The following is a 12651-nucleotide window of genomic DNA, read 5'->3' on the forward strand; positions in this document are numbered from 1 at the left end:
TCAGGACTTCGAGTTCACCGCGAGCTGGGCTTCGATGGCTTTCACCGTCTCGCCGATGCCGTCCTCCGCAGCGAGCAGAGCAGCCACGCGAGTGGCGTTCTCCCGCAGCGCGGGGTCGGTGATGGCGGTGCGGATCGCGGCGGCGAGGCGGTCCGCCGACAGCCGGTCGTGCGCGATGGTGCCCGCGCTGACCCCCAGATCGGTGAGGCGTTTCGCCCAGAACGGCTGGTCCGAGTACGACGGCACGCCGACTACGGGAACTCCCGCCCGCAGGCCCGCGGCGGTGGTTCCCGCACCGCAGTGGTGGACGACCGCGGCCATCCGGGGAAAGAGCCAATCATGCGGGACCTCGCCGATGGTCATGATGTCGTCGCCGGTGACATCGAGTTGCAGCCAGCCCGCCTGCACGATTCCGCGCACACCCGCCTGCCGCAGCGCCTTGCCCACGATTTCCGATACTTCGGCACTGTGCGCGGTGCTGTCGACCAGGCTGCCGAAGCCGAGGAATACCGGTGCCGGTCCGGCATCGAGGAAGTCCACCAGATCGGCGGGCGGCTCCCAATCCAGCGGGCGGGGCGGCCACCAGTAGCCGGTGACCTCCAGGCCGGGTCGCCAATCGTCGGGGCGCGGCACCACGACGGGCGAATATCCGTGCAGTACCAGCCATTCGGCGGCGGTGCGGCGACGGCGGAGTTCGCGCACCGAGACTGCCGGCAGCCCGAGGTCGCGGCGGAAACCGGCGACCACCCCGCCATAGATGCGGTCGACGAGCCAGGTGCCGATATCGGCGGCCAGCCGGTTGCCGATGCCGCCCAGCGACCACACGCCCATCGAGGACGGTGGATGGGCGGCGGTCGCGGACATCGGCTGGAAGCGCAATCCGATGGCCGGAATACCTTTGGCCTCCGCGAGTGCGAGCCCGGCGAGCTCGGTCAACTGCGGGAGCAGCAGGAGATCGGCGGGTTCGTCGCGCAGTGCCGCGATCATGCCCTCCCCCGTGGCCCGGACACCGGCGGGTACGGCGAATTTCAATCCCGCCTTCTGCTTGTCCACATCCGGATTGGTCATATCGATATCGAGATTGGTTGCCATTTCCCGGAATTCGAGCCCGCATCCGGTGATCAGCTCATCGAATACCGAGTGCGCGGCCATCACGACCTGGTGTCCGGCCTCCTTCAATCGCACCCCGAGACCGGTCAATGGCGCGATATCCCCGCGACTGCCGATGCTGACGATAATGATTCTGCTCATGCGACATCCACCGTCTCGATAATCGACAACCACTGCGACACGATCTCGTTCACCCGATCTATACCTATCCCGCCGGTCGGTGAGTGGACCGAGTAGTGCACGCGCTGCACCCCGTCGTTCTGACTCGTACCGAGGAACATGCTCAGGTCGAATACCGTCAGGCGCGCCTGTTCGCGGGAATGCGCGCCCGGTATCCACACGCCGACATCACCGAGGAAGTTGAAGTAGAACTTCGGACCATTGAATTCGACTACGTGCGGCCAGTTCTCGGGCGCATGCCAGAAGAGCAGGGTGAAATCCTCGGGATTCTTCGGATAGTGGGCAATGGCATCCTGCATGCGCTCGCCGCGGCTTCCGGCTACCGATTGCACCAGCCATGGATAGTCGTCGGAGAGCCAGGCGACCGTCCGGCTGAGGTCGGTGCCCGGGCGGAGTCGACTGTAGCGACCGTGCTTCTGCACCTGGATGGGACGGGCCCGGCCGGTGACATCCTCGATGGCCAAACCCAGTGCGACGAGCAGAATTCGGGTATACGACGCATCCAGCGCGGCGGGTAGTTCGTCGAGCAGACGCACCGCGAGAGATCCCTCGATTACACCGTCGAGGTAGGCGGATTCCGGTTCCGCCGGCCGGGTCGTCACATAGGGTTCGATATCGGTCGTCCCGAGCCAATAGTCCAACTCGCCGGTACGTGTTCGGGCGTATTCGTCCAGAAAAGCGGCCCACTCCGAGGCGGTCGTCTGCTCCGGCAATAGCGAAATAGGTTCGCCCGCTTCCCATTGCCGAACGTAGGTCGCGACGTCATCCCACATCACCCAGGTGGCGACGCCGTCAGTGGCGATGTGGTGAATGGTGAGCAGCAGAATATTGACGTCCGTAGACCGCGTCAGCAACGCCGCACACAGCACCCTGCCCGCGGGAGGATCGAGCCGGGAGTTGTTCTCGGCGGTCTCCTCCTCCATCACCCGCTGGATCGATTCGGGACCCACATCCTCGATATCGATCACACGCACATCGATACTGGCGCTGTCGATTTCACCACCGGAGGGTGGTGCTACGAGACATGCGGCGTCCTCCCCATAGCTGTACCGACTCCGCAGTGACTCGTGATTGTCGATCAGCGCGTTCAGCAAATGCCGCGCTTGTTCCAACCCCATCGACACCGGTACCGGACAGGGGATGGTAATCCCGAATACGTCCGGATTCGGGTCCCAGGTCAGGAATTTCTTGGCGGCGGCGGTGAGCCGCCCGGGGCGCAGATTCGGTTGCTCCGAACGCGTTTCACTCATCAAGCCAATATTGGATGCGAAACTCCCCCGGGCAACTCCTCGGGTACCCCAGTCAGGACCTCGCCATCTGCCCGGTACCACCGGCCGTATACCCACTGCTCGCCGGTACCACCGGCAGGGGCACCGGGTCGCCACGTAGCGGTATTCCTCCGCAGCCGAGGGACCGCATTACGCACCCTCGACCGACCACGCGCACCGATCCCGCACAGGCGAGCCCACTACGTGGAGCGTCCCGGAGTGCACCCTTCGGATTCCGCGCTTCGTCGCCGGTCGACGGCGACCCCGCTATCAGCCGCATGACGAGGCGGCAGCGGGAGGTCACCGTGTGCGAGCGCGGCCACCTGGGCAGTCCAGCCGTCGGCGAGGGCGGCCAACCGGTGCCAGGCGGCATGTACGCGTTCGTCGGAAATGTCGACGGTGGAATGTATCAGGAGATCGGCGTGGACATGAGCGGCCGCCATGCGGTCGATAATGCCGCCGAGTGACTCGGAACGCAGGGCGCGGGTCCGATACGTAAGTGTCGGTCGAGCGCTGACCCAGCTGTCGATATCGGCGATGATTTCCATTCGGCAGCAGTCGATCTCGGCTGTTCGACCGGGTTCAGCGCGACGTCGGCGGTGGAGTTCGGCCAGCCCTGCCGCCGCGCGGACCACAGGGTGCCGTTCCGCCCGGTCACCATGGCCGCCGAACGCGGCCAGCAGGTCGCGCCAGTCCGGTAGCCGAGCGGGCACGCTCATGCCACGCTCATGCGGAGACATGACCGGCTCCCTGGAGTATCGCCAGGCGTACCGCACCCAGTACGACCGCGCGGTTCGGCAGGCGAAGTCGACCGGGTTCCGGTTCACATGCCCAGTGCCAACCGAGCGGGTAATCGGAAAGCGGCAGCATCACTCGGCCGCCCGGCTCGGGTACCGTAACGCCGTGCGCCAGTAGTCGGCGGCGAAGTTGTTGGGGAACAGTGTGATACGGAGCGGGCGGAGCGATCAGGAATGACCAGTTCCGATCGCGGGGATCGGCGACCGCGGGGGTGGCCGGTAGGTGCGATAGGTGGTCCCGAACAGATCGGCACAGCCGCTCGGGGAGACTGATCGCCTCGACGGTGGGCCCGACGGTGAGAAAGGGACGATCGGCGAACAGCTCCACCGGGAGCCCATAGCGCCCCCGCAGCAAGTGGGCCGATTCGTGTGGAGAACGGCAGGATTCGAACATCGCGATACCTCCCAAGGCAAGTGACGAGCACCCGGTACCCGGGGGGATCGGCGAATTTCGTGGACGACGCGAATGCAGACGAGGGGTTCGCGTCGAATCCGGGGCCGAGCCGACGGGCGGGTTGTCCAGACCCTGGTGCCGGGTGCGGAAATCATTGTGCGCCTGATAGTTCGCCGTCGGGGTGACGCACATATGGCCTGCGGGTGACAGACTGTAAAGCTAACTTTCCCGACGATGACCCCACCTTGGTGAGGTGGTTCACCGGTGCGGGGGCTGTTTATCTTCGGATGCACCGGCAGTACCGCGACGACCGCCGTATCGAGCAGGAAGGTGACCTATCGACGGAATTCAACTTGACCTGATAGGCAGTGCGGGCCGAACCGAATTGGAACGTGTTCTATATTTGAGGAACCGTTCCGGCAATCCCTCGGGAGTTCACGACATGTACAAGTGGTCCGACGAAGACCTGATGTTCCGCGACGCGCTGCGCGGGTTCATCGACAAGGAGCTCGCGCCGCACGTCGACCAGCTGGAAAGTGGTGCGCTGCCGCCGTTCGACATTATCCGCAAGCTGTACTCGACCTTCGGCCTGGACGAGATGGCGAGGGAGGGGCTCGAGAAGGCTCTCGCGCGGGAGGAGGCCGGGACCTCGGGCAAGCCGGGTGGCGGATTCAGCGGGGCGGGCAGTATGGGGGTCATTCTCAATAGCGAGCTGGCGGGGATCAGCCTCGGCCTGGTGGCGTCGATGGGGGTGAGTCTCGGGCTCGCCGTCGGCACCATCCGCAGTCGCGGCACGCTCGCGCAGAAGAAGCGGTGGCTGCCGGAGCTGGTCACCATGGCGAAGGTCGGCGCGTGGGCGATTACCGAACCCGACTCCGGATCGGACGCCTTCGGCGGTATGAAGTCCTATGTCCGCCGCGACGGGGCGGACTATATCCTCAACGGCCGCAAGACTTTTATCACCAATGGCCCGTACGCGGACGTGACCGTCGTCTACGCCAAACTGGACGAGGAAGACGGCGTCGACCGACGCGACCGCAAGGTGCTGACATTCGTCCTGGACAAGGGCATGCCCGGTTTCGTCCAGAGCCCACCGTTCAAGAAGATGGGTATGAACTCCTCCCCCACCGGCGAGCTGTTCTTCGACAATGTGCGCATTACCCCGGATCGGCTGCTCGGCGAGACCGAGAACCCCGCCAAAGGCGACGGAAAAGACAGTGCCAAAGAGTCTTTCGCCGCCGAACGCATCGGGATCGCCTCACTGGCGCTGGGCATCATCAACGAATGTCACCGGCTCTGCGTGGATTACGCGAAATCCCGCACGCTGTGGGGTAAGGACATCGGGCAGTTCCAGCTCATCCAGCTCAAGCTCGCTGAAATGGAAGTTGCCCGAATCAATGTGCAGAACATGGTGTTCAACGCCATCGAGCGCACCGCCGCAGGCGAGCAGGTCTCCCTCGCCGAGGCATCGGCCATGAAGCTGTACTCCTCCCGCGCCGCCACCGAGGTCGCCATGGAAGCGGTCCAGCTGTTCGGCGGCAATGGCTATATGACCGAGTACAAGGTGGAGCAGCTCGCCCGCGACGCCAAATCCCTGATGATCTACGCGGGCAGCAACGAAATCCAGGTCACCCACATCGCCAAGGGCCTGCTCGGCAGGTAGCGCGCGGCTCGTCGATCAGAATGCGGGAACGTCACTGGTACTGGCGTTGCCGCCGATCGACGGCTGCAGGGTTATCTCCCAATCGGATCCGGCATCGAATGGGTCGTCGAACTTCGAGAAGTCGCGGTCGCGGGTGAAGGTGAGGGTGGCGTCGTCCCAATCCGTGCCGGACTTCAGGTAGACGAAATAGGTGCCCGCGATACCGCTGAGCGTGGCCTCGGAATTGGCCTGCACGTAGATCGTCGCCTGCGGCGCCTTGGGATCGCTATTGGTCACCACCACCGCGAAATCCGAGCTGTTGCCATTGACGATGGTCAGGTTCCCCGCCCCCACCAGGCCATCCTGTTGGACGATCTGGCCGTTCTCGGCGCGACGGTTCAGCAGGGGTGCCGGTGGCGCTGTCGATGTGCTGGAAGAGCTCGAGGTAGCAACCTGACTCGCTCGCGACGTCGTCGCGGAACCGGTCGCATCCTCCGAGCTGCCACAGCCACCGACCGCTACCGCCGCCACGCCCGCGACAACGGCAATCCAGCTTCGTTTCAACATCTTTCCCCCACGTTCACAACCGCAACACCGGCTTTCGCGCATCAGTATCGCGCGAAATCGGCGCGATATCAGTGCAATTGATTCAGTACCGGTCGGAGTTCGACCACGGTGGCCACTTCGCCGCGATGGAGGTCCCGGATCTGCTCGCCGGGGACGTGCGCGACTTCTTCCGCACCCTCAGCTGATCAAGGCTTCTCGAAAGCTCCTACCGTCCGACGAGATCCGCCGGTCGACGATTTTCGTCGGATGCCGAATCACTGGCACATCGGCCGACCGAATCGAGATGGCGGAGGGCGTGGACATAGGAGTCGAGGAGGCTGGTCTCGACATACGGCACCCCGAGCTCGGCGCAGAAGTTCGCGACGATCGGCTGGGCCCGGCGCAGACTGGGGCGCGGCATGGACGGGAAGAGGTGATGTTCGATCTGGTAGTTCAGGCCGCCGAGCGCCGCGTCGGTGAACCAACTGCCGCGAACATTGCGGGACGTGAGTACCTGACGGCGCAGGAAGTCGGTGGAGTCCCCCGCCGAAAGAACCTCCATCCCCTTGTGATTGGGCGCGAAGGTGCAGCCCATGTACAACCCGAACAGCCCCTGCTGCACGACAATGAAGACCAGCGCCTTGCCCGGCGAGAGAACCAGGAACACCGCGGCGAGGTATCCGATGGCATGCGCGGCGAGGAGCGCACCCTCCAGACGGCGGTTCGGGATCGGCCACCGCAGCACCGCCCGCACACTCGAGTAGTGCAGACTCCAGCCCTCGAGCAGCAACATCGGAAAGAACAGCCAGGCCTGGTACCGGAAGATGAACCGCCGGAGGCCCTTTCCATTCGCCGCCCGATCGCCGGAAAATGCCAGAATCCCGGAAATGTCAGGATCGGCATCCTCGGTATTGGGGTGGGCATGGTGCCGATTGTGATTGCTGGTCCACCAGCCGATACTCAGCCCGATACCGAGATTCCCGGCAATCACACCGAATAGATAGTTGGCTCGCCGGGTGCGGAAGATCTGCCGGTGCCCGGCATCATGACCGAGAAACGCGATCTGGGCGAACACCACGGCCAGGAACGCGGCGACGCCCAGCGTCCACCATGAGTCACCGAGGGCAGCGAACGCCGCCCAACCGGCCACGAAGGCCACCGCGATAATCGCGCTCTTCCAGCCGTAGTACCGCAACTGCCGATCCTGTAGGCCCGCCTGCCGCACCCGACGCAACAACCCCGCATAGTCACTGCCACGCGTCGGTACTGCATCGGGCACCGCCACCTGCCGGTTCACCGTCTTCGGAGCAGGGAGAAGTTGCGTCATTTCCATTACCACGTGCTCTGCACATCCTGCTGTGTTGTTGGTCAGCAATGGTTCCAAGCGCACTACCGCTCGCCTGCCTCCCCACAGCATGCCGTGCGCGGGCCACCATCAGGTAAACGGACCCGCGAAACAGCGACACATCCGCGTGACGATTCACCCCGGGTGCGTCCTTCGCATCCCGAATTCCAGTGCTCAACCGGTGCGGCGAGGACCCCGGAGGAGCGAGCCCAGCCGTTCCTGTGTACCGGTGCCGGGGACCGGGTTGTGCAGGACGACATGGTGTCCGGGATGATCCGGGAGCGGCAATCGGGTGTACTCGAAGACCAGTTCTCCGGCATAGGGATGGGTGATGTACTTGCTGCCCCGTCCCAGTTCCGTGACATCGTGTTCGGCCCACAGCCGGGCGAACTCATCGCTGGCGGTACTGAGCTGGTCCACCAGCCTATGGAAGACCGGATCCTCCTGGTGCATACCCGCGTCCGCGCGGAAACGTGCCACAACGTCGGGCGCCGCCTCCTCCCATCGGGTGAAGGCGGCGCGGTATCGACTGCTGGTGAAGAATGCCACCAGACAGTTGTGGTCGCGGTCGCTGAGGCCGAAGACCTCACGCGCCGTGCTGTTCACGGCCGCGAGACCCCAGTGTCGGTCCAGGATGTAGGCGGGACGCGGCAGCCAGGCATCCAGTATTCGGTGCAGTTCGGGGTCGAGCGCGCCGATGGCGGCGGTATCCGCGGACGGCGGATTGAGCCCGGCGAGGCGATACAGGTACGCACGTTCGTAGGCGTCCAGGCGCAGCGCGCCACCGACAGCGTCCAATACCTGTGCGGAAACCCGGATATCACGGCCCTGTTCGAGCCAGGTGTACCAGGACACCCCCACTCCAGCGAGCACCGCCACCTCCTCGCGACGCAATCCCGGAGTGCGGCGTGGCCCCGCGTCCGGCAGACCGACATCGGCCGGCGCCAGCCGGGCTCTGCGGGTTCTGAGGAAGTCACGGAGATCGTCTCTACGGCCCACTCCCCCAGGGTAGGCAATAGTTTCGGGCCGCACCCGGGTCGATCCGAGCATGGTCAGTCGGCGATCGGAACGCTGGAGATCGTGAATGGCAATTGCGGCGCCTGGCCGGATACGAACCGGTTGTACTGGCTGTTGACGACGAGGATGCGCCCCTGCCCGGTCAGCGCGGCCTGGCTGGGATGGCGGAAACCGTCCGGTGGAACAAGGCTGTCCACGATCCGGGCCCGGGTGAGATTCTCGCTCATCTCCAGGACGGCGACCCGGGGCTCCTGGTCGCCGGCGGCGTACAGGTTGCCCTGCGTCACGAAAACCCGCTGCCCGTCATCGGAGATCAGCGCGTCTCCGCTGGGCAGCGGTTCCGTATCGACCTCGACGACCTCGCGGGTCGAGCGGTCGATACGCCAGAGCTGACCGGTATTGCTCTGCACCGACAGTAGGTACCGGCCCACCGCCAGGATTCCGTTGAGATTGTGCTGGCCGTGCACCCAATCGATGGCCGTACCCGCCACATCCAGCCAGGGCTCCATCTGCCATCGCCCGTCGCTCTCGGTGATCCGGTAGATCACCGGGAGAAAGGAGTCGGTGACGTACGCGGAACCATCCTCGGCAATGGAAACCTCATTGATGAAACCGCCATCGAGGCCGCGGAGTTCGGCGAGCAACTCGGCGTTGCCGGAGTCGTAGATGCGAGTGGTGTTGCTACTGGCGCCATTGACGAACAGCCTGCCCGCCGAGTCCAGTGTCATACCGGAGGTCAGCGCGCGGCCGTCGGTCCCGTCGGGCGAGAAGAGTTCCACCTCCGGCTGGTCGATGTGTCCGCGGTAGAGCGCACCGCTCGCGGCGCTGCCGACGAAATAGTGACCGGTCGCCGGGTCGTATGCCAGGCCCGTGGGGAACGCGCGATCTCCGGCAATCAGATAGCGGTCGAGCGGCGCGGGCGGCGACTCGGCCGGGGAGGTGGCCGTGCAGGCCAAGGTCAGGGCGACGGTCACACCGAGGAGGAGATGACGCGGGCGAACACGCATAGCGGCCGGTCCTTTCGTGAACGAAATGCGGTCCCTCGTATGGTCGGCCACGCGCGACGATCCTCCCCATAACTTCTGATCCTGGGTCTGGCACACCCAGAATCGTCGAGGTGTGTATCGCTACGCGGGTACTCCGACGTCATGCGCCTCCCCCGTCCGCATGCGTCCGCTCGCCACGGTGAGCGACAGCGCCAGGGCCAGATATGTCGCAGCTATTGCGAGGTTCAGCACGGTCTGTCCGGTCTCGCCCTGGTCGAGCCGATTGAGCGCGGCGATGGTGATCACGCCCGAGCCGAAGTAGAAGCCGGCCATCAGCGCCGGTTCCGCGAAGCGGCGGGGCAGGAATGCCGCGACCAACAGCACCAGCGAGAAGCTGAAGTCGGGTACGGCGAAGATATTGTCCATGCGGTAGTCGGCATTGAACGTCAGTGCGGCGATCAGCCACACACTGACCGGGATCGCGGCGATTCTGGCGACGGTGAGCAGCGACATAATTTCTCCAATAATGTTGTGACCGCGCTGATTCGCCGAACTTTCAGCGGCCCGGCCGCTCCGGTTCGGATAGCGCGAGGATCGAATCGACCAAGCCCGGGAATCTGGTTTCGAGTTCGGTGAGCCGCAATGTATTCATTCGCTGTCGGCCACTGTCGAACTGGCGGATCAGCCCCGCATTGCGTAGGGCCTTGAAGTGATGACTGATCGTGGACGGGGCCATGCCGAGACCGAAGGTGCCGCACGGGCGGTCGCCCTCTTCAATGAGCATCCGCACGATCCGCCGCCGCGTCGGGTCGGCGAGCGCATGCAGGACATCGTCGATCGCCACATCTTCGATTGCGGGGTGGTCGACCGACTTCCATCGCCCGAGGGGCACAGCACCTCCTGATTCCTGAAACTCTTCTACAGTTCTCGAAGAGATGCTAGCGTGTGGGCGATCTATTCGATAGATCTCGAAGAGATTCGAGAAAGGATCGATATGAGACTGCTAGCGAGAAGCGTTGTCGCACTGGCCGGTTGTACCGGCCTTCTGACCGCGGGTGCCGCGACGGCAACCACCTCTACTCACCCCGCACCCACCCCCGGCGGACCCGCGACCCAGACCGAAGTCGAGGTCGACGGCCCCGCCAACATCGACAACTTGGCGGTATCGGTCCGACCGGATGGCGGCTACCTCACCGGCGTGCGAGTCGAATTCGACCGCACCAGCCGTACCGAGACCGGCGAAAAGCCAGCACCGGCAAGTCAATTCGTGTTCCTGTTCGACAAATCGATCCGTTTCAACGCCGAGCGTTTCCCCACCTGCGATCGCGCGGACTTCACCGCCCGCGGTCCAGCGGGCTGCCCCGAGGGCTCCAAGGTCGGCGAAGGTACCGCCGAGATCTTCCCGCACACCACAGCCGAAGTCGCGGTGTTCAACACCCGCTATGCCAGCGGCGACCGCGGCGTCCTGATCACCATTCCCGCGACCGGCGCGGTCCTGGAGAACACCTTCGAACCCGTCGCCGACCCCTATCGGTCCGACTACGGAACCGGCTCCGACGAGCTTCTACCCTCCGCACTGGCTCCGCTGGAGCGCGCGTCCACCACCCGGTTCCGGGTCACCTTCGGTGCGGTACACACCGACCACACCGGCACACACAGCTATGTCGAATCCCTCGCCATACCAGGACAACAGCTGAAGTTCGGGCTGTGGAGTCGGTTCGTCACCGGGCAGGTACTCCTACCGACCGCCCAAGCCGCCCGGCCACTACCCTGAGTACACGACCTGCCAAGCAGGTTCCGTCGAAGCGGAGCCCTGGCCGGGCATTCGTCTTGGCTGCCCGGCCGGGTAGTGCCAAGCTGAGATCATGGCAGCCGCGCTCGTCCTATTGGTTCTCGTCGTCATGTGCACCCTCTTCGTGGTGTTCGCTTCGTACAACACCTTTGTCCGGCAGCGTCATATGCTCGAAGAGTCGTGGCGTCAGATCGATGTCGAACTGCAGCGGCGACATGACCTGATTCCCAACCTGGTCGAAACCGTCCGCATCGCTGCCGGATTCGAGCAGCACGCGCTACTGGCCGTCGTGAACGCGCGGACGGCGGCGATACAGGGCCGGCATGCGCCGGATGTCGGTCATGGTCGTCAGGGTCAGCTGGAATCCGCGCTGAGCGGTGCGCTGCGCGGCGTCCTCGGGTTGGCGGAAAGCTATCCACAGCTACGTTCGAACCAGAACTTCCTACACCTGCAGCGGCAGCTCGCCGAGACCGAGGATCGGATCGCCGCAGGGCGACGGTTCTTCAATGGCAATGTACGGCAATACAATACGCGGTTGCAGACAATGCCCTCCAGTCTCACCGCCAGCATGTTCTCCTTCGCTCCGGCCGAATATTTCGAACTCACCGATGAGCAGGCCCGCCAGACACCGCGGATCGGTGGAATCTGGAACCAGGCCCAGCCGCTGTATCCGCCGCAGGTACGACAGCAGCCCCATCCGCAGTATCGGCCGCAGGTTACGCAGCAACCCCAACCTCCGCATCCGCCACAATCTTTCCCGCCCGCACACTGACGTCGGTCATGGAATGGTTATTGCTGCTGCCGGTGCTCTTCCCATTCGTGGCGGCCATCTTGGCGGTCGTCCTCGCCGTGGTGAGCGCCTCGCAGCGGGAGAAGGCCCGTCGGCTCGAGATGGCGCACCGCCACCATTGGGCACAACAGCACGGCCTGCACTACACGCCGAACGACCGAAGTATCGCGGCGCTTTCGCTACGCGCGCCGTTCGGCGTCGGCAGCGACCGGGTCGGATACGACGTCTTCCGCGGTCACCACCGGGGGCTGGCAATGGTCTTCGGGGAATACCGCTACTCCACCAAGAGCAACGACTCGACCACTGTCCACCCCTGGCAGTTCGTCGCACTGGCACTGCCGACCCATCGTCCGGCACTGAGCATCAGCCGCGAGACCGGCGGCGGCATCTTCTCTCGCCGCAAGGGCGTACAGCTGGAAAGCGAGGAGTTCAACGACCGCTTCCGAATCGAAACCGCCAGTGAGCGTTTCGCCTACGACGTCCTCAATCCCCGGGCCATGGAATGGCTGCTGGCCGACATCCGCGCGAATACCGTCGGCTTCCGGTTCGAAGGTCAGTGGGCGATCACGGTGCGCGCGGGCAATCTGCGACCGGAGGAGGTGCGGTTCTATGCCGACTTTCTGCACGATGTGATCGCGCTGGTACCGGATTTCGTGTGGAGGTATTGAACGGCGCAGGACCGAAACCAGTTGAACTGCACTGGATATTGAACTCCGGCGAACGGCATCGCTACCCTGCCTTCGCAGGGGATCCGGCCCAACACGGTGCACTCGCGAGATCACCG

The 12651-nt window shown here is 64.5% G+C and carries 14 protein-coding genes; 4 read left to right on the forward strand and 10 right to left on the reverse strand.

What is annotated here, in order from left to right:
* The 4 genes from NU1_RS05465 to NU1_RS05480 form a co-directional block, all read right to left on the reverse strand.
* The gene (locus NU1_RS05465; protein WP_067518001.1) at window positions 1-1251 is read right to left on the reverse strand and encodes a glycosyltransferase; all 1251 of its coding nucleotides are present in this window, start codon (window positions 1249-1251) and stop codon (window positions 1-3) included.
* Window positions 1248-2540: a condensation domain-containing protein gene (locus NU1_RS05470; RefSeq protein WP_067518003.1), complete on the reverse strand. Its 1293-nt coding sequence runs from the start codon at window positions 2538-2540 to the stop codon at window positions 1248-1250. Before NU1_RS05470 ends, NU1_RS05465 begins: the two co-directional genes overlap by 4 nt.
* 218 nt (window positions 2541-2758) lie before the next feature.
* On the reverse strand, window positions 2759-3298 hold the full coding sequence (locus tag NU1_RS05475) for a hypothetical protein (protein ID WP_174565934.1): 540 nt from the start codon (window positions 3296-3298) through the stop codon (window positions 2759-2761).
* Window positions 3285-3749 carry a hypothetical protein gene (locus tag NU1_RS05480; protein ID WP_067518375.1) on the reverse strand — a complete coding sequence of 155 codons (465 nt, stop codon included), beginning with the start codon at window positions 3747-3749 and terminating at the stop codon, window positions 3285-3287. Before NU1_RS05480 ends, NU1_RS05475 begins: the two co-directional genes overlap by 14 nt.
* Before the next feature lie 442 nt (window positions 3750-4191).
* Between NU1_RS05480 and NU1_RS05485 the strand changes: the two genes are divergently transcribed.
* Window positions 4192-5412, forward strand: a complete 1221-nt coding sequence (locus tag NU1_RS05485; protein WP_067518010.1) for an acyl-CoA dehydrogenase family protein — start codon at window positions 4192-4194, stop codon at window positions 5410-5412.
* Between the two features lie 15 nt (window positions 5413-5427).
* Here NU1_RS05485 and NU1_RS05490 read toward each other — a convergent pair whose 3' ends face one another.
* The 6 genes from NU1_RS05490 to NU1_RS05515 form a co-directional block, all read right to left on the reverse strand.
* Window positions 5428-5958 carry a hypothetical protein gene (locus tag NU1_RS05490; protein ID WP_157551999.1) on the reverse strand — a complete coding sequence of 177 codons (531 nt, stop codon included), beginning with the start codon at window positions 5956-5958 and terminating at the stop codon, window positions 5428-5430.
* Between the two features lie 205 nt (window positions 5959-6163).
* Window positions 6164-7264: a fatty acid desaturase family protein gene (locus NU1_RS05495; protein ID WP_084521024.1), complete on the reverse strand. Its 1101-nt coding sequence runs from the start codon at window positions 7262-7264 to the stop codon at window positions 6164-6166.
* Between the two features lie 192 nt (window positions 7265-7456).
* On the reverse strand, window positions 7457-8281 hold the full coding sequence (locus NU1_RS05500; RefSeq protein ID WP_245719959.1) for a helix-turn-helix transcriptional regulator: 825 nt from the start codon (window positions 8279-8281) through the stop codon (window positions 7457-7459).
* Window positions 8282-8334: 53 nt separating this feature from the next.
* Window positions 8335-9306: an SMP-30/gluconolactonase/LRE family protein gene (locus NU1_RS05505; protein WP_067518015.1), complete on the reverse strand. Its 972-nt coding sequence runs from the start codon at window positions 9304-9306 to the stop codon at window positions 8335-8337.
* A gap of 120 nt (window positions 9307-9426) precedes the next feature.
* Window positions 9427-9798: a hypothetical protein gene (locus tag NU1_RS05510; RefSeq protein ID WP_067518017.1), complete on the reverse strand. Its 372-nt coding sequence runs from the start codon at window positions 9796-9798 to the stop codon at window positions 9427-9429.
* 43 nt (window positions 9799-9841) lie between these two features.
* A complete protein-coding gene (locus NU1_RS05515; protein ID WP_067518018.1) occupies window positions 9842-10177 on the reverse strand; it encodes an ArsR/SmtB family transcription factor in 336 nt (111 codons plus the stop codon).
* Between the two features lie 102 nt (window positions 10178-10279).
* Here NU1_RS05515 and NU1_RS05520 point away from each other — a divergent pair, with 102 nt between their 5' ends.
* From NU1_RS05520 to NU1_RS05530, 3 genes are all read left to right on the forward strand, one after another.
* A complete protein-coding gene (locus tag NU1_RS05520; RefSeq protein WP_067518020.1) occupies window positions 10280-11059 on the forward strand; it encodes a hypothetical protein in 780 nt (259 codons plus the stop codon).
* A gap of 91 nt (window positions 11060-11150) precedes the next feature.
* Entirely contained in the window at window positions 11151-11849 is a 699-nt protein-coding gene (locus NU1_RS05525; RefSeq protein ID WP_067518022.1) for a LemA family protein, read from the forward strand.
* Window positions 11850-11857: 8 nt separating this feature from the next.
* Complete coding sequence (locus NU1_RS05530) at window positions 11858-12535, forward strand: DUF3137 domain-containing protein (protein WP_067518024.1); 678 nt, start codon at window positions 11858-11860, stop codon at window positions 12533-12535.
* Window positions 12536-12651: the final 116 nt, after the last annotated feature.

Origin of the sequence: Nocardia uniformis NBRC 13702 (assembly GCF_001613345.1) — a bacterium.
Classification (GTDB): domain Bacteria; phylum Actinomycetota; class Actinomycetes; order Mycobacteriales; family Mycobacteriaceae; genus Nocardia; species Nocardia uniformis.